The organism is Alexandriicola marinus, assembly GCF_004000435.1.
GTDB lineage: Bacteria > Pseudomonadota > Alphaproteobacteria > Rhodobacterales > Rhodobacteraceae > Alexandriicola > Alexandriicola marinus.
In genome coordinates this window covers 843,849-865,538 of record NZ_RBVZ01000002.1, presented here as the reverse complement: position 1 = coordinate 865,538, position 21,690 = coordinate 843,849, and the positions used below count along the sequence as shown (strand labels likewise).

Sequence of the window (21,690 nt, the reverse complement as noted above, 5' to 3'; positions counted from 1 at the left end):
GGCCGTTCAGACGGGCTTCGTGGCTGCCGTGACATAGTTCACCGAGAGATCTCGGTCGGAAATCCGCCATCCCCATGTCACGGGGTTGAACTGGAACCCCTTGCGATCCTCCGGTGTCAGGCCGGCCTTGCGCAGCAGGTCGAACAATTCATCGGGGGTGATGAACTTCGACCATTCATGCGTGCCCTTGGGCAACCACCGCATCACATATTCCGCGCCCACGATCGCCATGGCAAAACTCTTGGCGTTGCGGTTGATGGTCGAGCAGATGTGCAGCCCGCCGGGTTTCAGGAGCTGCTGGCAAGCGGTGAGATATCCCAGCGGATCGGCCACATGTTCGACCACTTCCATGTTCAGCACGACGTCGAATTGTTCGCCATCGGCGGCCATATCCTCGGCTGTGCCGACCCGGTAATCGATAGTCAGCCCGGATTGTTCCGCATGAACCTGTGCCACGGGGATGTTCCGGGCGGCGGCATCGACGCCCACCACGTCGGCGCCCAGCCGCGCCATCGGTTCGCACAGTAATCCGCCACCGCACCCGATATCGAGGATGCGCAACCCGGCAAAGGGCGCTTCGGTCGACAGGTCACGCCCGAATTCGGCTGCAATCTGGGTCGTGATGTAATCCAGCCGGCAGGGGTTGAGCATGTGCAGCGGCTTGAATTTGCCTTCGGTATCCCACCATTCGGCAGCCATCGCCTCGAATTTGGCGATCTCCGACGGATCGACGGTATTCGTTGCGGTTTGCATCCATTCCTCCAATCTGGCACCCCAAGGCATGGCCCCGGTTCTTAAGGCGCTATATAGGACTCGAATGGACAAGGTCTCAGGTCAAAAGCGCGCGGCGGCGCATCTATATCCGGGCATCGAACCGTTTGACCAGCGCATGCTGGATGTCGGCGATGGCCACAGGCTCTATGTCGAGCAATCCGGAAACCCCGACGGAATACCGGTCGTCGTTCTGCATGGCGGGCCCGGCGGCGGGTGCAGCCCGGCGATGCGCCGGTATTTCGATCCCGAAATCTACCGGGCGATCCTGTTCGATCAGCGGGGCTGCGGCCGGTCGAGGCCTCATGCCAGCGTCACGGCAAACACCACGTGGCATCTGGTCGCCGATATTGAACTGATCCGGGAAACGCTGGGCATCGGCAGCTGGATCGTCTTCGGCGGGAGCTGGGGGGCGACGCTGTCGCTGATCTACGCGCAGGAACATGCCAAACGGGTGCGCGCGCTGGCGTTGCGTGGTGTGTTCCTGATGACCCAGCCGGAACTCGACTGGTTCTATGGCGGCGGTGCCGCGCAATTCTGGCCCGATCTCTGGGCCCGATTTGCCAGCATCATCCCTGCGGATGAGCGCGACGATCTGATCGCGGCCTATAACAGGCGCCTGTTCTCTGGAGACATGATGCTCGAGACGCGGTTCGCCCGCGCATGGGCCGCATGGGAAAATGCGCTCGCCTCGATCGAGAATGACGGGATCGTGGGCGAAAGCCCCGCCGATTATGCCCGCGCCTTCGCCCGGCTGGAAAACCATTATTTCATCAACCGGGGTTTCCTGTCGGAGGATCAGCAGATCCTCAACCGGATGGACCGAATCGCCGATGTTCCTGGCATCATCGTTCAGGGGCGGTATGACATGATCTGCCCGCCGACCTCGGCTCATGCGCTGTCTGAAGCCTGGCCAAAGGCCCGTCTGCAAATGGTGGCAAAGGCCGGGCATGCCCTGTCGGAGCCGGGGATCAGCGCCGAGCTGGTGCGGGCCATGGATCGGTTCGGCCGCGATCCCGCGATACAGGGCCGCTGAATTTGCCTGATCCCGGCTTGATGAAACGAGTTGATATCTCTCTGCCCCGTTTCATTGCTAGGATGCACGGCGAATCGCGCAAGTGGCCTGTATGCCCGATCGCGCAGCCCCGATATCCGGAGCGAAGACCATGACACGGATTACACGGCGTGGACTGCTGAAGTCAGGCGCGGCGGCGAGTGTTCTTGCCGCTTCGGGCCTGCCTGTCCGCGCACAAAGCCGTGGGGGCACGCTGAAGCTTGGCGTGTCGGGCGCGTCGATCCGCGACACTTGGGATGCGCGCGGGCATGACGACAGCTTCATGATCATGGCCGCGCATGGCTGTGTCTTCGATTGCCTGACCGAGATCACTTCCGGTGGCGAATTGGCGGGCGAGCTTGCCGAAAGCTGGGAGGCAAGCGCCGATGCGCGGGTGTGGACGTTCAACCTCAGGCGCGGCGTCACGTTCCACGATGGCCGGCCGTTCGGGGCCGATGATGTCATCGCCTCGCTTGCGATGCATGGCGATCCCGATGTCCGTTCCGGTGGCGGGCCCATCGTGTCGAACATCGCGGGGATGGAGAAACTGACGGATCATCAGATCCGTCTGACGCTCACCTCCGGGAATGCGGATTTCCCGTTCCTGCTGTCCGACCACCACCTTGTGATCTATCCCGCCGGCGATATCGAAGGCGCGATCCGGGATGGCAACGGCACCGGGCTCTACAGGGTTGAGACCTTCGAACCGGGTCAGCGGATGATCGCGCGGCGCGTCGACGGGCATTACAAGGATGGCCGCTCCGGCTGGTTCGACAGCGTCGAGATGCTGGCCATGAATGATGGGCCGTCCCGGATGTCGGCCCTGATGGCGGGGCGCGTCCATGCAGCGAACCGGGTTGATTTCCGCTCCCGGGCCCGGCTTCGGGGGAAACGCGGCATCGAAATTGCCGAGGTCATGGGGAACCAGCACATTGGATTTCCATGGATCGCCACCTTGTCACCGCATGAGAACCGGGCGCTGCAACGCGCGCTGAAACATGCCGTCGACCGTGACGTGATCGTGGGGCAGGTCCTTGGGGGCCACGGTTCGGTCGCGCGGGATCATCCGATTGGCCCGGCGAACCAGTATTTCGATGCTGGCCTCGAACCTGTGGCCCATGATCCCGACCGTGCAGCGGCGATCCTGTCGGAGGCAGGTCTGGATGGTATCTCTCTGGGCCTCGCGGCGTCGGATGTCGCATTTCCCGGCGCTGTCGAAGCGGCGTTCCGGTTTCGCGATACCGCCCGCAGTGCCGGGATCGATATCGAGGTGAACGATTACTCTGCCGAAGACCTGCAGGCCGAAATCTGGGGCCAGGCGGGATGGCGCGTTGCGTCCTCCTCTGGTCGGGCGACCGAGGACTGGATGTTTTCGTCCCTTGGCGCGGGTGGCCTTTCAGCAGGTCCGGCGTCCGAGCGATTCGATCGCCTGCTCGTGTTGGCGCGGGCCGAGTTCGATTCCTCCCGGCGTCGCGAGATGTACGAGGAAATGCAGCAGCTTTTCGCCAGCGAAGGCAGCACCGTCATCCCCGCCTATGCAAACCACGTCGACGCGCACAGCAGCGCGCTGTCCCATGCCGGGGTGATCGGCAACACGTTCGGGATGGACGGGATGCGCATGGCGGAACGCTGGTGGTTTGCCTGAGACGACGCGCGACGCTCGGCTTTGCCATCGCCCCGCCCGCCGTCCCGCATTTGTACGAGGACTTGCGTCTGACGAAGGGTGTGTCTATATGCAACTCAACAGCGGCGTGCCGGCCTCCACCCCCGGCACCCACCGGGAAACATCTACGGGCCGCGCGCCCGTTTTTTTGTGCCTGAGTGACAGACATGATCAATGACCTTGTGGCCCGTGCGGCCATGGACAGACGCATCGCCGAAATCGCCCGTCCCGTAATCGAGGATATGGGGTTCGAACTCGTGCGCGTGCGTCTGATGTCTGGCAAGGAACAGACATTGCAGATCATGGCGCAAAAGCCCGATGGCACGATCGAAGTGAATGATTGTGCCGATATCTCGACCGCGCTTTCCGCCGTGTTCGATGTCGAGGATCCGATCCTCGATGCCTATACGCTTGAAGTGTCGTCCCCGGGTATCGACAGGCCCCTGACGCGCCTGAAGGATTTCGATCAATGGTCCGGCTATATCGCCAAGATCGAGACGGTCGAACTGATCGACGGGCGCCGCCGGTTCAAGGGCGAGTTGCAGGGCATCGAGGACGACGAGATCCTCATCGAGATCGAGGAACATGGCGAGCCTCTGACAATCGGCCTGAAGTTCGACTGGCTGAGCGATGCCAAGCTTGTCCTGACCGATGACCTGATTCGCGATGTGCTGAAGGGCCGCAAGGATCAGGGCCAGATCGATCCGGAACAATTCGACGAAGTACAATCCGTCATTGACGGGGATGACGATGACGCGGGCCCCGCCCGCAAAGGGGAGATGCATTGATGGCAATCACATCCGCAAACCAGCTTGAGCTGTTGCAGACCGCCGAGGCCGTGGCCCGGGAAAAGATGATCGATCCCGGCCTTGTCGTGGAAGCGATGGAGGAGAGCCTCGCCCGTGCCGCCAAGTCCCGCTACGGCGCGGAGATGGACATCCGGGTCTCGATCGATCGCAAGACGGGTCGGGCGACCTTTACCCGCGTCCGGACCGTCGTCGAGGATGACGAACTTGAGAATTACCAGGCCGAAATGACGGTCGAGACCGCCAGGCAGTATCTGGACGATCCGAAGGTGGGCGACATGTTCGTCGAAGAGGTTCCCCCGGTGGAGCTGGGACGGATCGCCGCGCAATCGGCCAAGCAGGTCATCCTGCAAAAGGTCCGCGAAGCGGAGCGTGATCGCCAGTACGAAGAATTCAAGGATCGCGCCGGCACGATCATCAACGCCACCGTCAAGCGCGAGGAATACGGCAACGTCATCGTCGATGTCGGCGCGGGCGAGGCGATCCTGCGCCGCAACGAAAAGATTGGGCGCGAGGCTTATCGTCCCGGCGACCGTATTCGCTGCTTCATCAAGGATGTCCGCCGTGAACAGCGGGGGCCGCAGATCTTCCTGTCTCGCACCGCTCCGGAATTCATGGCCGAGCTGTTCAAGATGGAAGTGCCTGAAATCTATGACGGCATCATCGAAATCAAGGCCGTCGCCCGCGATCCGGGCAGCCGTGCCAAGATCGCCGTGATCAGCTATGACAACTCGATCGATCCCGTCGGCGCCTGCGTCGGTATGCGCGGCAGCCGTGTTCAGGCCGTCGTCAACGAACTTCAGGGTGAAAAGATCGACATCATCCCGTGGAACGAGGATATGCCGACCTTCCTCGTGAACGCGCTTCAGCCTGCCGAGGTTTCGAAGGTGGTGCTTGACGAAGAGGCAGAGCGGATCGAAGTGGTCGTACCTGAAGAGCAGCTTTCGCTGGCCATCGGCCGCCGTGGTCAGAATGTGCGTCTGGCAAGCCAGCTGACCGGCCTCGATATCGACATCATGACGGAAGAAGAAGAATCCGCCCGCCGCCAGAAGGAATTCGAGGAGCGGACCCAGCTGTTCGTTACCACGCTGGACCTGGACGAATTCTTTGCCCAGCTTCTGGTTGCCGAAGGCTTCACCAGCCTCGAAGAGGTGGCCTACGTGGAACTGGATGAGCTTCTGGTGATCGACGGTGTCGATGATGATACGGCGGCCGAGCTTCAGGCCCGTGCGCGTGACTATCTCGAAGCGCTGAACCGCAAGGCGCTTGAACATGCCCGCGAGTTGGGTGTGGAAGACAGCCTTGTCGATTTCCCCGGGCTGACGCCCCAGATGATCGAGGCGCTGGCCGAAGATGGGGTCAAGACGCTCGAGGATTTCGCGACCTGCGCCGACTGGGAACTGGCCGGCGGATGGACGACCATCGACGGTGAGCGTCACAAGGATGACGGGCTGCTCGAGCCCTTCGATATCAGCCTCGAGGAGGCACAGGACCTGATCATGACCGCCAGGGTTGCCCTGGGCTGGGTCGACCCCACCGAACTGGAAGCCGAGGCCGAAGAGGCCGACGCGACCGACGAAGAGGAGGCGGAGGCCTGATCTCAGGCCTCCTGCAAGCTGGGTATGACCCGCGGCGGCAACAAAAATCGGCCCGATGCCCCTGAAAGACGATGTATCGTCACGGGGGAGGTGCAGCCAAAAGCGGGATTGATCCGGTTCGTGATCGGCCCTGACGGCGAAGTCGTGCCCGATATCCTCGAGAAGCTTCCCGGTCGGGGAATGTGGGTCACCGCAGACCGTGCCATTCTGGACAAGGCCAAGGCCGGCCAGTTTTCAAGGTCGGCCAAGGAACGGGTCAAGGTTCCCGATGACCTGATCGAACAGGTCGAGCGTCAGTTGGCCAGCCGGGTCGTCAACCTGATTTCTCTGGCCCGAAAGGCGGGTCTTGCGGTTTGCGGGTTCGAAAAGGTAAAAGCATGGCTCTCGACCGAGCCTGTCCGGGTCCTGCTTCAGGCGGCTGACGGATCGGAACGAGGAAAGTCCAAACTCTGGACGCCAACAGGCGCCCGGTATTTCGGGTGCCTGACCTCGCAGGAATTGGGTTTGGCATTCGGACGGCAAAGTGTGATACATGGCGCGCTTGCATCTGGTGGACTCAGCAACCGTGTTGTAGATGAGGCCGCGAAACTGCGTGGTTTGCGGGATTTTGACGGGGGAGATGGCTCTTCCGGGAAGGATACAGAAGTTTCATGAGCGATACCGACGGCAAAAAACCTCTTGGTCTGCGTGGCGCCCGCCCGGGCAATGTGAAGCAAAGCTTCAGCCACGGCCGGACGAAGAACGTCGTGGTTGAGACCAAGCGCAAGCGCGTGGTTGTTCCCAAGCCCGGCGCCGCGCCGGGTGCTGGTTCCACTGGGGGTGCGGTCAAAGGTGATCCGTCGAAGCGCCCCGCTGGTATTTCGGATGCCGAACTCGAGCGCCGGATGAAGGCCTTGGCAATGGCCAAGGCCCGCGAATCCGAAGAAGCCGCGGCCCGCGAAGCCGAGGAAAAGGCCCGCGCCGAAGAGCGTGAGCGCCGCCGGGCCGAGGCCGAAGCGAAAGAACGCGAAGAGCGTGAGCGCGAAGAGGCGCTGAAGGCCAAGGCCGAGGAAGAACGCCGCAAGCAGGAAGAGGCCGCAGCCGCCAAGGCAGCACCGGCCAAGCCCGCCGAGCCGCAAGAGGCCGCGCCGCCCGTCGACGCAGGCCCCGGCCGGGCCGTGCCCGCCCGCAAGACTGACCGTGAACGCGATGTTCGTCCCGAACGCCCGACCAAAGCCAAACCCGACCGTTCGGACGGCGGGCGCCGCGCAGGCAAGCTGACGCTGAACGACGCACTGTCGGGTCGAGAAGGCGGGCGCCAGCGGTCCATGGCCGCGATGAAGCGCAAGCAGGAGCGGGCCCGCCAGAAAGCGATGGGCGGTCAGGTCGAGCGGGAAAAGGTTGTCCGCGACGTCCAGCTCCCCGAAGCGATCGTCGTCAGCGAACTGGCGAACCGGATGGCCGAGCGTGTGGCCGACGTGGTAAAGGCGCTGATGCAAAACGGCATCATGGCAACCCAGAATCAGTCGATCGACGCCGATACCGCCGAGCTGATCATCGAGGAATTCGGACACAAGGTTGTTCGCGTTTCTGACGCGGATGTCGAGGACGTTATCGACTCGGTCGAGGACAACCCCGAGGACCTCAAGCCGCGGCCTCCGGTCATCACGATCATGGGCCACGTCGATCACGGCAAGACCTCGCTGCTGGATGCCCTGCGCAAGGCCAACGTCGTTGCCGGAGAAGCGGGAGGGATCACGCAGCATATCGGCGCCTATCAGGTGACAACCGAAAGCGGCGCTGTCCTGAGCTTCCTCGACACGCCCGGCCACGCGGCCTTTACCTCGATGCGCGCACGCGGTGCGCAGGTGACGGATATCGTGGTTCTGGTGGTTGCAGCCGATGATGCGGTCATGCCGCAGACCATCGAAGCGATCAATCATGCCAAGGCGGCCAAGGTTCCGATGATCATCGCGATCAACAAGATCGACCGCCCGGCAGCGAACCCCGACAAGGTCCGCACGGACCTGCTTCAGCATGAAGTCATCGTCGAGAAGCTGTCCGGCGATGTCCAGGACGTCGAGGTCTCCGCAGTCACTGGGCAGGGTCTTGATGAACTTCTCGAGGCAATCGCGCTTCAGGCCGAGATCCTCGAGCTGAAAGCCAATCCCGAGCGCGCCGCATCCGGTGCCGTCATCGAGGCGCAGCTTGACGTGGGCCGGGGCCCGGTCGCCACCGTTCTGGTTCAGAACGGCACCCTGCGCCAAGGCGATATCTTCGTCGTTGGCGAGCAATACGGCAAGGTTCGTGCGCTGATCAACGACAAGGGCGATCGGGTTGCAGAAGCCGGTCCGTCGGTTCCGGTCGAGGTTCTGGGCCTGAACGGCACACCCGAGGCCGGCGACATCCTCAACGTCGTCGAGACCGAGGGTCAGGCCCGCGAGATCGCCGAATACCGGGAGCAGGCCGCCAAGGACAAGCGGGCCGCCGCCGGTGCCGCAACCACGCTGGATCAGCTTCTGGCGAAGGCCAAGGCAGATCAGAATGTCGCCGAACTTCCGATCCTCGTGAAAGCCGATGTGCAGGGTTCTGCCGAGGCAATCGTTCAGGCGATGGAGAAGATCGGAAACGAGGAGGTTCGCGTTCGCGTCCTTCACTCCGGCGTCGGTGCCATTACCGAAAGCGATATCGGCCTTGCCGAGGCATCGAATGCGCCGGTGATCGGGTTCAACGTCCGGGCGAATGCTCCGGCGCGGAATTCGGCCAACCAGAAGGGTGTGGAGATCCGCTACTATTCCGTCATCTACGATCTGGTGGACGATGTGAAAGCGGCGGCCTCCGGTCTTCTTTCGGATGAGGTTCGCGAAAAGTTCATCGGCTATGCCTCGATCAAGGAGGTCTTCAAGGTCTCTGGTGTTGGTCGGGTCGCCGGTTGCCTTGTGACCGAAGGGGTTGCCCGTCGGTCGGCTGGTGTCCGCCTGCTGCGCGATGATGTCGTGATCCACGAGGGCACGCTGAAGACGCTGAAACGCTTCAAGGACGAGGTTGCCGAGGTGCAATCCGGACAGGAATGCGGGATGGCGTTCGAGAATTACGAGGATATCCGCGAAGGCGATGTCATCGAGATCTTTGAGCGGGAATCGGTCGAACGTTCACTTTGACGCGCGTTCCCTATGCCAGAACAAAGAACGGGCAGCCAAAGGGCTGCCCGTTTCTTTTTGTCTATCGATCCGACAGAGACTTGGCCGGCCGATCCCTAACTGTGAGACGGCTTGGCCGATGTGGAGACGGGTTTGCCCTGATACATCCTGTCGCCAACGCGGATGACGATCTGACCGTCCTTCAGTTGCCGCACAAGAAGACCCTGCACTGAAACGCAGCTTCCGATCGTGATCGTTCTAAGCATCCCAAAGGCCTCCCCAAAACCGCTACTGTCCCCACATAGTGCAATATTCAGAAATATTTCGTTAAATGTCGATTAGGAATTCATCAATTTGGAAATTATCTTACGAGCAAGGCGCGAACTGTTTCAGATCCAGTCGCGAAGGATAGGGATCAGCGGAATGTCGGCCGGCGGCATCGGGTAGCTTCGCAGGTCATTCCCTCGGACCCATTTCAAGGTCTGGCCTTCCTGCGCGATGGGTGTCCCTTCCCATCGCCGACAGATGAACAGAGGCATCAGCAGATGAAAATCCTCGTATCCGTGGGATGCGAAGGTCAGAGGCGCGAGGCAGGAATTCCACGTCTCTATCCCGAGTTCTTCGTGAAGTTCGCGTATGAGAGCATCTTCCGGGCTTTCGCCCGGTTCGACCTTGCCGCCCGGAAACTCCCACAGACCCGCCATCGATTTGCCTTCAGGGCGCTGGGCCAGAAGAACACGACCGTCCGGATCGACAAGCGCGACGGCAGAGACAAGAACGATCTTCATTCCCGTCACGACCTGTAGTCGGCGTTGATCTCGATGTAGCCGTGGGTCAGGTCACAGGTCCAGACCGTGGCCGTGCCCTCCGCGATACCCAGATCAATGCTCAGAACAAGGTCCTGCAGTTTCATGTAGGCGGCGCCATCTTCTTCGCGATACCCGGGCGCAACCCAACCCTCCGTGGCGACAAGAATGTCGCCGAACCGGATGGCAAGCTGATCGCGATCGGCCTCGGCACCGGATTTTCCGACGGCCATGACGATCCTGCCCCAGTTGGGATCTTCGCCCGCGATCGCCGTCTTGACGAGAGGTGAATTCGCGATCGCCATCGCGGCCTTGTGGGCATCTTGATCGGATCGTGCGCCGGTCACCTGAACCTCGACGAACTTTGTCGCGCCTTCACCGTCACGGACAACCTGATGCGCCAGATCGCGCATCACCTGCCCAAGTGCGGCGGCAAAGCCGTCATCGTTCGAGGCATCCACGCCCGAAGCACCCGTTGCAGCACAGATCAGGGTATCGGAGGTCGAGGTATCGCTGTCGACCGTGATGCAATTGAACGTCGTGTTCGTCAGATCGGAGACAAGGCCTTGAAGCGTGGGCTGAGCCACGATGGCATCCGTAAAGATATAGACCAGCATCGTGGCCATATCCGGCGCGATCATGCCCGATCCCTTCGCAAAGCCGGAAATCCGGACGGTTTGGCCGCCAACCTCTAGTTCGGCGAAGGCACCTTTCGCGAACGTGTCAGTTGTCATGATGGCGCGGGCCGCCGCCTCGGCTCCGGTCTCGGACAGCGCGCCGGCCAGTTCATCGATCTTTGCGATGATCCTGTCATGGGACAGGGGCTCGCCGATGACGCCGGTGGACGAGGTGAAAACACGCGTCGGCTCGATCGACAGACGCTCGGCAACCGCCGCACAGATCGCATCGACAGAGGCCTGACCATTCCTGCCGGTGAATGCATTCGCATTTCCGGAATTCACGAGGATCGCGGCCCGGCCGTCATTGGGGCCGCCCGTCTTTGACTGGCAATCCAGAACCGCGGCAGAGCGCGTCCCCGACCGGGTATAGACCCCTGCGATCGACGTCCCTTCCGCAAGTTCGGCCAGCATGACATCTGTCCGCCCCTTGTAGCGGACACCGGCCTGCGCCGTCGCAAACCGGACACCGGCGATGACGGGCAGATCCGGAAATCCGGCCGGAGCAAGGGGCGAGACAGGCGGCATCTTCTTATTCCTCGAGAAGGGTCAGGTCCTGAAGGACCGCAGGATCAAAGGCACCAGCCTCGGGCCGGGCGATTTCCGCGCTGTCGAGAAGGCTCGCCAGACGATCCTGTATCGCGCGCTGACGCAGCTCTGCTTCAAGTTCGGCGCGAACCTGATCAAGTGCGGGGGGCGTGACATCGCGCGTTTCCTTCAGCGTCACGATGTGAAAGCCGAACTGAGTCTCGACCGGTGACGAAACCTCACCCTCTTCAAGCGAAAGAACCGCCTCTTCGAAGGGGGGCACCATGACACCCGTCCCGAACCAACCCAGATCGCCACCATTCGCGCCTGATCCGAAGTCCGTGGACAATTCACGCGCCAGCTCGGCGAAATCCTCGCCAGCCTCGAGCCGGGAAATCACGGCAAGCGCCTCTTCCTCGGTTTCCACGAGGATATGCGCCGCGTTGTATTCCACGGCCGGGCCCATGTCGGCGATCATCTCGTCGTAAAGGGCCATCACACCATCTTCGGTCACCGAATCGGTGTTGATCTGGTTGACGACCTCACCGGCCAGCAAGGATCGCCGCTCGTTTTCCAATGCCAGCGTCACGCGAAGCGGCTCCTCGTCGAGGGTATCCGCCAGAACCTGCTGCTGGATCAGCTGATCCAGAACCCCGTTGAACAGAACCTCATCGGGAAGCTGCTGATACTGGGGCGGAAGCTGGCTCCGGGTGATGATCATTTGGCCAAGAGTGATCTGGGTTCCGTTCACCGTCGCGACGACGTCGGATGCGTTCGGTGCATCCTGAGCCGCGACAGCTCCGGCCACGAAAAGGGCCAGCACGGAGCCGGTTAGGGATGCGGTCAGTCTTTGCATGAAATCATTTCCTCTTTCTGTCGCTTGGGACGGCAACGTTGACACTCAGGCAGCGCCCCCTTACATCGCCAAAGGGCTCCGAGGGGGCCGCAACCCGCCCCTTACTTAGGCTCCGGGCCCCTGGGCAGCAAGCAACCTCCTCAGCAATTCTTGCCGCATGTCGGAGAAGACAGATAATGCTTGGACTTGGATCGATCGCGAAAAAGGTGTTCGGCACCACGAATGACCGCAAGGTCAAAGCTGCTCGACCCCTTGTCGAAAAGATCAATGCGCTGGAACCCGAATTCGAAAAGCTGTCGGACGAGGGCCTCAAGGCAAAAACCGAAGAACTTGCCAAGCGCGCCATGGGTGGCGAGGATCTGGACAACATTCTTCCCGAGGCCTTTGCCAATTGCCGCGAGGCGGCCAAGCGGGCCCTTGGCCTTCGCGCCTTTGACGTGCAGCTGATCGGCGGCATCTTCCTGCATCAGGGCAATATCGCGGAGATGAAGACCGGCGAAGGCAAGACCCTTGTCGCGACCTTCCCGGCTTATCTGAACGCGCTGACCGGCCGCGGCGTGCACGTGGTTACGGTGAACGACTACCTTGCCAAGCGAGACGCGGAATGGATGGGCAAGGTCTATGGCATGCTTGGCCTCAAGACCGGTGTCATCTATCCGCAGCAGCCCGAGGCCGAAAAGAAAGAGGCCTACGCCGCAGACATCACCTATGCCACCAACAACGAGCTGGGCTTTGATTATCTGCGCGACAACATGAAATCCGAGCTGGGCCAGATGAACCAGCGCGGTCACTATTTCGCGATCGTGGACGAGGTCGATTCAATCCTCGTCGATGAGGCGCGGACGCCGCTGATCATATCTGGGCCAAGCCAGGACAGATCCCAGCTTTACGTCGCGATCGACAAGCTCATCCCCGAAATTTCGGATGAGCATTTCGATCTCGACGAGAAAAGTCGGAACGTCAGCTTTACCGATGATGGCAACGAATTCCTCGAGAACCGGCTGCGCGAGGCCGAACTTCTTCCCGAGGGTCAAAGTCTGTACGATCCGGAAAGCACGACGATTGTCCATCACGTGAACCAGGGCTTGCGGGCGCACAAGCTTTTCACGCGGGACAAGGACTACATCGTGCGCGACGGGAATGTCGTGCTGATCGATGAGTTCACCGGCCGGATGATGACCGGGCGCCGCCTGTCGGATGGGTTGCATCAGGCGATCGAGGCCAAGGAAGGCGTGGCGATCCAGCCCGAGAACGTGACCCTCGCCTCCGTGACGTTCCAGAATTACTTCAGGCTCTACGAAAAGCTGGGCGGCATGACCGGCACGGCCATGACCGAGGCTGACGAATTCATGGAGATCTATGGCCTTGGTGTCGTCGAGGTTCCGACGAACCGGCCCATCGCCCGCGTCGACCAGAACGACCTTGTCTACCGCACCGCGCGCGAGAAATTCGACGGCGTCGTCGAAGAGATCAAGGAGGCGCACAAGAAGGGTCAGCCGATCCTTGTCGGCACGACCTCGATCGAGAAATCGGAATTCCTGTCCGGTCTTCTGGAGAAAGAAGGCATACCGCACAACGTCCTGAACGCGCGTCAGCACGAACAGGAGGCCAAGATCGTGGCAGATGCCGGCAAGCCCGGCGCTGTGACCATCGCGACCAACATGGCGGGCCGCGGCACCGACATCCAGCTTGGCGGCAATGTCGAACTTCAGGTTCTCGAGGCGATCGCCGCCGATCCGGAACTTGATCCCGAAGAGGTGAGGAGCCGGATCGAGGCTGAACACGCCGAGGACAAGAAGAAGGTCATCGAGGCGGGCGGTCTGTTCGTTCTGGCGACCGAACGGCACGAAAGCCGGCGAATCGACAACCAGCTGCGCGGCCGCTCGGGCCGGCAGGGCGATCCGGGGCGGTCGGTCTTTTTCCTAAGCCTCGAAGATGACCTGATGCGCATCTTCGGGTCTGACCGTCTGGACAAGGTTCTCTCATCGCTTGGCATGAAAGACGGCGAGGCAATCGAACACGCCTGGGTCAACAAATCCCTCGAGCGGGCACAAACCAAGGTCGAGGCGCGGAACTTCGATATCCGTAAGCAGCTTCTCAAGTTCGATGACGTGATGAATGAGCAGCGCAAGGTGATCTTCGGCCAGCGCCGCGAAATCATGGAGGCCGAAGACGTCTCCGAGATCACACGCGACATGCGCCATCAGGTGATCGACGACCTTGTCTCGATTCACATGCCTGAAAAGAGCTATGCTGACCAGTGGGACACCGATGGCCTTCAGCAGGCGATCCGGGATCAGTTGGGCATCGACCTGCCCATCGCGGAATGGGCCGCCGAGGAAGGCGTCGATGACAACGACATCCGCGAGCGTCTTGAAGAGGCGTCGGACAAGAAGATGACCGAGAAGGCCGACACGTTCGGCAGCGACGTCATGCGCAACATCGAAAAGCAGATCCTGCTTCAGACGATTGATGCCAAGTGGCGCGAACACCTGCTGACCCTAGAACATCTCCGCTCGGTCGTGGGGTTCCGTGGCTATGCGCAGCGCGACCCCCTCAACGAATACAAGACCGAAAGCTTCCAGCTGTTCGGCGGGCTTCTGGACAGTCTTCGCAACGAGGTCACTCTCAAGCTCGCGCAGATCCGTCCCATGACGGAAGAAGAGCAGAAGGCCATGCTTCAGCAGGTGATGGAGCAGCAACGGCGCGCCAACCCCGCGCTGGCCACCGCAGGCGGGGCGGCCGCAGCGGCGCCCGCCTCAGCAGGCACGACACCCACCGAGGGCGCAGCCGAGGGGTTCGATGAAAACGATCCGACCACTTGGGGCAATCCGGGACGGAATGACCTTTGTCCCTGCGGATCGGGAAAGAAGTTCAAGCATTGTCACGGCAAATTCTGACAATTCTCTGATTCTTAACCTATTGTTTACGATGCCCTTTTTCTGACAGATTCGGGGCAGGATCTTACCCATTTAACGTCGTCTCCGGGCCATCATTCTGGGGCACCTTCCTCCTGATCCATTATGGAGTGGGAGGGAATCGTGTCCCGAGTCCGCAAATACGCAATTGCCGGTAGTACCTTCTCGATCGCGATGGCGATCGGATTCGTCATGCAAAACGGCGACGCCCTGGCGTCTCGCATGGTTGGCGACGATGAACGGGCCCAGGGGCCTGTTCCTCCGATGCAGTTTCCCCAACAGGCCAGTGTTGCCGTGAAGATTCCAAACGTTCCTGCAATCGACAGCGAAGCCGCGCCGGTCGTGGCTGTCCCCCAGCTGGAGGATGTGCCCGTGCCCACCGTCGATCTAGCTGCGGCTGATGCCGCGCAGAGCGACAGCGAAGTGATGACCGACGCGATGCCGGATGTCGCCGAAAGCGGCCTTGTCTGCGTTCCCGATCTGAATGCCGAAGTGATCGACGCGGCGATGGTATCACTCGTGCTTGACGCGCCCTGCTCGGCCAATAGCGTCGCGACGATCCATCACCAGGGCATGATCTTTTCGACGTTTGTCGACGAGACGGGTCTGGCGACGATCGAGGTTCCTGCGCTTGCCGACAATGCCGTCTTCATCGCAGAGCTTCCGGGTGGGTCGGGTGCGGCGGCCATCGTCACCGTGCCGGACCTTGCCAATTACGACCGTGCTGTCCTTCAGTGGCAGGGTGAGACGGGTCTTCAGATCCATGCGCTGGAATTTGGTGCTGCCTACGAGGAAGATGGCCACGTCTGGTCCGCCTCGTCACGGAGCCCTGAGGCCGCGATCAACGGAGAGGGTGGTTTCCTTGTCTCGCTTGGCGCTGATGGGGTGGACAACGCCTATTACGCCGAGGTCTATACATTCCCTTCGGGCATGCTGGCCGGTTCCGGCGAGGTCGAGATTTCGGTTGAGGCGGAAATCCTGCCGACGACCTGCGGGCGCGAGATTTCCGCCCAGACGATCCAGCTTGCCCCGGGGTCGGTGCCATATGCCCTTGATCTGACGATGACCCTCCCGGGTTGTGAGGCTGTTGGTGAGTTTCTTGTATTGAAAAATATGCTTGAGAGTCTGACACTCGCGTCGAGATGACGCGCGATTGGTTTGGGTTTTCATGGCTGGCCTATCGAAGTGCGGCGATTTTCGCCGCACTTTTCGTTTGTGCGCCTCTCGTCAATGCCCAAGACGTCACGATCAGAACCGGGCAAGGGGCCCTCGAGATCGAGGGCAGTGTTCTTGGGTTTGATGGAGAATACCTTCGCCTCGAGACCCGTCACGGAGAGCTGACCCTGGATTACCGCGAGGTGACCTGCACGGGTGCGGCCTGTCCTGATCCTGACACCTTCGTCGAGGAGATCCGCTTTGCTGGCACGAGCCGCATAGGCGATCTGATCTTACCTGCATTGGTCGAAGGATATGCCCGTTCGAACGCCTTGCTTGCCGAGCGTCGGGAGGCCGGTGACAGGCGCTTTGTCTACGAATTGGCAGCGCGGGGCGAAGAGCCCGGGGTCCGGCTCAGTTTCCATCTCACAACGACCGAGGCAGGCTTGTCGGCACTTGAACGCGGCGACGCGGATATCGCCATGGCTGCCCGGCCCGTTCAGTCCGAGGATCTGGGGCGGGCGGGCCCTCTGCCATCCGGTTTGGACGCGACCCGGCACATCCGGCTTCTGGCCTATGATGCTGTCGTGCCGATCGTCTCGCCGGGTGCGGATGCGGGACCCGTTTCGTTGACCGCGTTGGCCGGGATATTCTCAGGAGAGATCATCCGCTGGTCGGAGCTAGGAGGCCCGGACGCGCGGATCGCGTTGCATCTGGGCCCGTCCGAGACCGGGCTTGCAGCCTATTTCATCGAAACGGTACTTGCGCCGATGGGGTATGAACTGACGGACGATGTCACGCTGCACCCAACCGACAGGGACGTGGTTGCCGCCGTCATGACGGACCCGAACGCGATGGGGATCGTCTCGTTCGAGAGGGTTGGAAATGCCGTTGCGCTTCCTCTTGAGGGGCGCTGCGGTCTTCTCGATGTGGCGACGCTGAATTCGGTCAAGACCGGGGATTATCCGCTGACTGTCCCGCTTTACCTTTATCTGCCACCCTGGAGGCTGGGCCCGTTCGGACGGGACTTCATCGATTGGTTGTCGGGGGCCGAGGCGCAGCGGATCATGCGGCGCATTGGTGTGCCGGGCGAGGTTGCCTCTCCCATCCCCGTTGGCCAGCAGGGTGACAGGATCGTCAGCGCAATCCAGAGGGCAGGGGATGAGCTGGGTCTCGGGCCTCTCCTGTCGCTTGCCGATGTGATCGAGGGCCGGGAACGGCTGACCCCGACATTCCGGTTTGAGCCCGGGCGCAGCACGCTTGATCCATCGTCCCTCGCACGGGTCAGGGCCCTCGCGCATGCGATCGCAGAGGGCCGCTATGCGGGACGGGATCTTCTGCTGGCGGGGTTCAGTGATGGGCAGGGCCCTGCAAGCACGAACCTGGTTCTGTCCGAGGCCCGGGCGGAGGCCGTCAGGGAGGCCATCCTCGAGGCATTGGGGGGAAAGCTGCCAGAGGGACAGGTTCTCGATATCGTGCCGCTGGGTGAGGTCATGCCCGTCAGCTGTGACGAGACGAGCTGGGGCCAACAGGTCAATCGACGGGTCGAATTATGGGCCACCTCTGAGCGTTATAGATGACCGGTTGCCCGAAAGCTCAACTCGCCCGAGCGCCCCACGATGATGTGGTCATGAACCGTGATGCCGAGCGTCGTCGCGGCCTCGTCGATCCTACGGGTCATCACGATATCCGACTCTGAAGGTGTGGGGTCCCCAGACGGGTGATTGTGCACGAGGATGATGGCCGAGGCATTCAATTCGAGCGCGCGTTTGACCACTTCGCGAGGGTAGACCGGAACGTGATCGACGGTTCCACGGGCCTGTTCTTCATCCGCGATCAGGACATTGCGCCGATCAAGAAACAGGATGCGGAACTGTTCGACTTCGCGGTGCGCCATGATCGTGCGGCAATAGGCAATCAGCGCGTCCCAGCTTGAGACTGCATGGCGTTCCATCACCCGGGATCGGGCGAGCCGTTGGGCGGCGGCTTCGATGATCTTCAGCTCGACGATGACAGCGTTGCCGACACCGTGAAGCTTTGAAAGCTCACGGGGGTTGGCGGACAGGACGGCATTGTAGTCACCGAACTTGTCGATCATGCGCCGGGCAAGCGGTTTGACATCCTGCCGGGGAATTGCCCGGAACAGGACGAGTTCCAGAAGCTCGTAGTCGGGCAGGGCATCGGCACCGCCCGACATGAACCGCTCTCTCAGTCGTTTGCGGTGATCCGAGATATAGGAAGGCAGACGACCGCGCCCCGCGATGACGGGTGTTTCGTCCGGGTCCGGACCCGGCACCTTGTGAGGCTGCGTATAGGGCCTCGTCGGTAAGTCGGAGAATGACAACTGATCCTGCATACCGGGATCGTTGCGCGATTCTGTTTACTGCAAGGTTAACGGCGGACCGGCGCGCGGCGTGCGCCGTCCCATAAGGTCAGCCCTTCATCGAATCCCAGAAATTCTTGACCGAGGAAAAGAAGCCCGCGCTTTGCGGATTGTTCTCGGCGCTCAGATCCTCGAATTCACGCAGAAGTTCTTTTTGCCGGGATGTCAGATTGACCGGAGTCTCGACTGCCAGCTCGATGAACATGTCACCGACCTCGGAACTGCGGATCGCGGGCATGCCCTTGCCGCGCAAGCGCATCTGACGACCAGACTGGCTTCCTTCGGGGATCTTCACCCGGCTCTTGCCGCCATCGATCGTGGGCACTTCGATATCGCCGCCAAGGGCCGCCGATGCCATCGAAACGGGGACACGGCAAAAGAGGTTCGTTCCATCCCGCTTGAACAGGGTGTGTTCGCGAACCTCGATGAAGATATAGAGATCGCCCGACGGCCCGCCGCGCATACCGGCCTCGCCTTCGCCAGCGAGCCGGATCCGCGTGCCGGTTTCGACGCCCGCGGGGATGTTGACCGACAAAGCGCGCTCTTTTTCGACCCGGCCTGCGCCGTGGCATTCCTTGCACGGGTTCTTGATCGTCTGGCCCATGCCGTTGCAGGTGGGGCAGGTCCGCTCGACGGTAAAGAATCCCTGCTGTGCCCGCACCTTGCCCATGCCGGAGCACGTGGGGCAGGTCTGTGGTTCTGCGCCGCCCTCTGCGCCGGTTCCGCTACAGGATGTGCATGCGACCGAGGAGGGGACGTTGATTGTCTTGTGGAGGCCTGCATAGGCCTCTTCGAGGGTGATGCGCAGATTGTAACGCAGGTCACTGCCGCGCGAGGCACGGTTTCGTCCGCCGCCGCGTCCGCCGCCCATGATGTCGCCGAACAGGTCGTCGAACACATCAGAGAAGGCAGAGGCGAAATCGCCCTGGCCGCGGAACCCGCCGCCCGGTCGTCCACCGCCGCCCATGCCACCTTCGAAAGCGGCATGACCAAAGCGGTCATAGGCCGCTTTCTTGTCGGCATCTTTCAGAACTTCGTAGGCCTCGTTCGCTTCTTTGAACTGGGCCTCGGATTCGGGATTGTCGGCGTTGCGGTCGGGGTGAAGCTCTTTCGCCTTCTGGCGGTAGGCCTTCTTGATCTCGTCCGCATTCGCGCCCCTGGAAATTCCGAGAACTTCGTAATAATCGCGTTTGGACATGCGAGGATTCCCTTCCGAGACGGAAAGGCCGGCCCAGACACCTTTCAGCGGCGGGGCCGGCCTGTCTCTTGGTTACACCCGGAGCTTAGCTCCGCTTGTCGTCATCGATATCCTCGAAATCGGCATCGACGATCGTATCTTCATCCGAGGGCTCGTCCGCGGGCGTCGCTTCTTCGCCCTCGTCCTGGCTGGCCTTGTAAATCGCTTCGCCAAGCCGCATCGCGGCTTCGGTCACGTTCTGGATGCCCGATTTGATCTTCTCGGGATTGTCGCCGTCCAGCTCGTCCTTCAGCGCTGCAATGGCAAGCTCGATCGCCTCGATCGTCGACGGATCGACCTTGTCGCCATGCTCTTCCATCGACTTCTCTGTGGAATGGATCAGGCTTTCGGCCTGGTTCCGTGCCTCGACAAGCTCCTTGCGGGCCTTGTCGGCTTCCGCGTTGGCCTCGGCGTCCTTGACCATCTGGTCGATCTCGTCGTCCGACAGACCGCCCGACGCCTGGATCGTGATCGTCTGCTCCTTGCCGGTCGCCTTGTCCTTGGCGCCGACAGAGACGATGCCGTTCGCATCGATGTCGAAGGTCACCTCGATCTGGGGCATGCCGCGCGGTGCCGGCGGGATGTCTTCGAGGTTGAACTGACCCAGCATCTTGTTGTCGGCCGCCATCTCGCGTTCGCCCTGGAACACCCGGATCGTCACGGCGTTCTGGTTGTCCTCGGCGGTCGAGAAGATCTGGCTCTTCTTCGTCGGGATCGTCGTGTTGCGGTCGATCAGGCGGGTGAACACGCCACCCAGCGTCTCGATACCAAGGGACAGCGGCGTCACGTCGAGAAGGACAACGTCCTTCACGTCACCCTGAAGGACACCTGCCTGAATGGCGGCACCAAGAGCCACGACCTCATCGGGGTTCACGCCCTGATGGGGCTCTTTTCCGAAGAACTTCGAGACTTCTTCCTTGACCCGGGGCATCCGGGTCATGCCGCCGACAAGGACAACCTCGTCCACGTCACCGACCGACAGGCCCGCATCCTTGAGGGCGGCCTTGCACGGTGCGATCGAATTCTTGATCAGATCGCCGACCAGGCTTTCCAGCTTGGCGCGGGTCAGCTTCATCACGAGGTGAAGCGGCTGCCCGTTCGACCCCATCGAGATGAAGGGCTGGTTGATTTCGGTCTGGCTCGAGCTCGACAGTTCGATCTTGGCCTTTTCGGCAGCTTCCTTCAGGCGCTGAAGGGCCATCTTGTCCTTCGTCAGATCGACCTGGTTCTCTTTCTTGAACTCGTCGGCGAGGTAGTTGACGATCCGCATGTCGAAGTCTTCACCGCCGAGGAACGTGTCGCCGTTGGTGGATTTGACTTCGAACAGACCGTCGTCGATCTCGAGGATCGTGACGTCGAAAGTGCCGCCGCCAAGGTCATAGACGGCAATGGTCTTGCTGTCTTTCTTGTCGAGGCCATAGGCAAGCGCGGCTGCTGTCGGTTCGTTGATGATCCGCAGAACTTCGAGGCCGGCGATCTTGCCCGCATCTTTCGTGGCCTGACGCTGAGCGTCGTTGAAATAGGCAGGCACGGTGATGACGGCCTGCGTAACCTCCTCGCCAAGATAGCTCTCGGCGGTTTCCTTCATTTTTTGCAGGATGAAGGCGGAAATCTGGCTGGGGCTGTATTTCTCCCCGCGGGCTTCGACCCATGCGTCGCCGTTGCCGCCGTTGATGACGTCAAACGGAAGGTTCTTCTTGTCCTTCTCGATGTCGCTGTCGTCGAAACGGCGACCGATCAGGCGCTTGACTGCGAAGATCGTGTTGTCCGGGTTGGTGACGGCCTGACGTTTTGCAGGCTGGCCGACAAGCCGCTCTTCTTCGGTGAAGGCCACGATGGACGGTGTCGTCCGGGCGCCTTCGGCGTTCTCGATGACCCGAGGCTTGGAGCCGTCCATGATGGCGACGCAGGAGTTCGTCGTACCAAGGTCAATACCGATTACTTTTCCCATAGTTCAAATCCCTCTCTTCAGGCGGTTTGAGCGGAGCGGACCCGTTCCGGCATCCGATCCAATGGCTTCAATGTGGCGCCTCAGCGCCGATCGTTGGGTATATAGGGAGCAGTCCCAGTCGCTGCAAGCGCACGAAAAGGGCTCGTGACAGCAAAACCAATCTCTTTT

At 61.3% G+C, this 21,690-nt stretch carries 17 protein-coding genes; 9 read left to right on the top strand and 8 right to left on the bottom strand.

The window, feature by feature from the left end:
• Positions 1-6 precede the first annotated feature (6 nt).
• Complete coding sequence (ubiG, locus tag EP376_RS10585; protein ID WP_127655501.1) at positions 7-753, bottom strand: bifunctional 2-polyprenyl-6-hydroxyphenol methylase/3-demethylubiquinol 3-O-methyltransferase UbiG; 747 nt, start codon at positions 751-753, stop codon at positions 7-9.
• Between the two features lie 64 nt (positions 754-817).
• Between ubiG and pip the strand changes: the two genes are divergently transcribed.
• The 6 genes from pip (at position 818) to infB (ending at position 9,032) form a co-directional block, all read left to right on the top strand.
• Entirely contained in the window at positions 818-1,807 is a 990-nt protein-coding gene (pip, locus tag EP376_RS10580) for a prolyl aminopeptidase (RefSeq protein WP_127655500.1), read from the top strand.
• A 130-nt stretch (positions 1,808-1,937) separates the two neighbouring features.
• Positions 1,938-3,470 (top strand): ABC transporter substrate-binding protein, encoded by a 1,533-nt coding sequence (locus EP376_RS10575; protein ID WP_127655499.1) that lies wholly within the window; start codon positions 1,938-1,940, stop codon positions 3,468-3,470.
• Positions 3,471-3,658: 188 nt separating this feature from the next.
• A complete protein-coding gene (gene rimP / locus EP376_RS10570; RefSeq protein ID WP_127655934.1) occupies positions 3,659-4,276 on the top strand; it encodes a ribosome maturation factor RimP in 618 nt (205 codons plus the stop codon).
• Positions 4,276-5,892 (top strand): transcription termination factor NusA, encoded by a 1,617-nt coding sequence (nusA, locus tag EP376_RS10565; RefSeq protein WP_127655498.1) that lies wholly within the window; start codon positions 4,276-4,278, stop codon positions 5,890-5,892. The genes rimP and nusA overlap by 1 nt, the downstream gene beginning before the upstream one ends.
• 24 nt (positions 5,893-5,916) lie before the next feature.
• Positions 5,917-6,546 (top strand): RNA-binding protein, encoded by a 630-nt coding sequence (locus EP376_RS10560; RefSeq protein ID WP_127655497.1) that lies wholly within the window; start codon positions 5,917-5,919, stop codon positions 6,544-6,546.
• The gene (gene infB / locus EP376_RS10555) at positions 6,543-9,032 is read left to right on the top strand and encodes a translation initiation factor IF-2 (protein ID WP_127655496.1); all 2,490 of its coding nucleotides are present in this window, start codon (positions 6,543-6,545) and stop codon (positions 9,030-9,032) included. Before EP376_RS10560 ends, infB begins: the two co-directional genes overlap by 4 nt.
• 95 nt (positions 9,033-9,127) lie before the next feature.
• On the opposite strand, the gene EP376_RS22980 is transcribed toward infB, so the two are convergent.
• From EP376_RS22980 to EP376_RS10540, 4 genes are all read right to left on the bottom strand, one after another.
• The gene (locus EP376_RS22980; protein ID WP_164744906.1) at positions 9,128-9,277 is read right to left on the bottom strand and encodes a hypothetical protein; all 150 of its coding nucleotides are present in this window, start codon (positions 9,275-9,277) and stop codon (positions 9,128-9,130) included.
• 123 nt (positions 9,278-9,400) lie between these two features.
• Positions 9,401-9,799 carry an 8-oxo-dGTP diphosphatase MutT gene (mutT, locus tag EP376_RS10550; RefSeq protein WP_127655495.1) on the bottom strand — a complete coding sequence of 133 codons (399 nt, stop codon included), beginning with the start codon at positions 9,797-9,799 and terminating at the stop codon, positions 9,401-9,403.
• A 5-nt stretch (positions 9,800-9,804) separates the two neighbouring features.
• A complete protein-coding gene (gene argJ, locus EP376_RS10545; RefSeq protein ID WP_127655494.1) occupies positions 9,805-11,022 on the bottom strand; it encodes a bifunctional glutamate N-acetyltransferase/amino-acid acetyltransferase ArgJ in 1,218 nt (405 codons plus the stop codon).
• Between the two features lie 4 nt (positions 11,023-11,026).
• Positions 11,027-11,878: a peptidylprolyl isomerase gene (locus EP376_RS10540; protein WP_127655493.1), complete on the bottom strand. Its 852-nt coding sequence runs from the start codon at positions 11,876-11,878 to the stop codon at positions 11,027-11,029.
• 176 nt (positions 11,879-12,054) lie between these two features.
• Here EP376_RS10540 and secA point away from each other — a divergent pair, with 176 nt between their 5' ends.
• The 3 genes from secA to EP376_RS10525 all read left to right on the top strand — a co-directional run bounded on the left by secA (position 12,055) and on the right by EP376_RS10525 (position 17,531).
• On the top strand, positions 12,055-14,778 hold the full coding sequence (secA, locus tag EP376_RS10535) for a preprotein translocase subunit SecA (protein ID WP_127655492.1): 2,724 nt from the start codon (positions 12,055-12,057) through the stop codon (positions 14,776-14,778).
• Positions 14,779-15,090: 312 nt separating this feature from the next.
• The gene (locus EP376_RS10530) at positions 15,091-15,942 is read left to right on the top strand and encodes a hypothetical protein (RefSeq protein ID WP_127655491.1); all 852 of its coding nucleotides are present in this window, start codon (positions 15,091-15,093) and stop codon (positions 15,940-15,942) included.
• A complete protein-coding gene (locus tag EP376_RS10525) occupies positions 15,939-17,531 on the top strand; it encodes a phosphate ABC transporter substrate-binding/OmpA family protein (protein ID WP_127655490.1) in 1,593 nt (530 codons plus the stop codon). Before EP376_RS10530 ends, EP376_RS10525 begins: the two co-directional genes overlap by 4 nt.
• Here EP376_RS10525 and radC read toward each other — a convergent pair.
• The 3 genes from radC to dnaK form a co-directional block, all read right to left on the bottom strand.
• On the bottom strand, positions 17,522-18,307 hold the full coding sequence (gene radC, locus EP376_RS10520) for a RadC family protein (RefSeq protein WP_127655489.1): 786 nt from the start codon (positions 18,305-18,307) through the stop codon (positions 17,522-17,524). The two genes, EP376_RS10525 and radC, sit on opposite strands and share 10 nt — an antisense overlap.
• A gap of 76 nt (positions 18,308-18,383) precedes the next feature.
• Positions 18,384-19,532 (bottom strand): molecular chaperone DnaJ, encoded by a 1,149-nt coding sequence (gene dnaJ, locus EP376_RS10515; protein WP_127655488.1) that lies wholly within the window; start codon positions 19,530-19,532, stop codon positions 18,384-18,386.
• 85 nt (positions 19,533-19,617) lie between these two features.
• Positions 19,618-21,522, bottom strand: coding sequence for a molecular chaperone DnaK (gene dnaK, locus EP376_RS10510; protein ID WP_127655487.1), 1,905 nt, complete (start codon positions 21,520-21,522; stop codon positions 19,618-19,620).
• Positions 21,523-21,690: the final 168 nt, after the last annotated feature.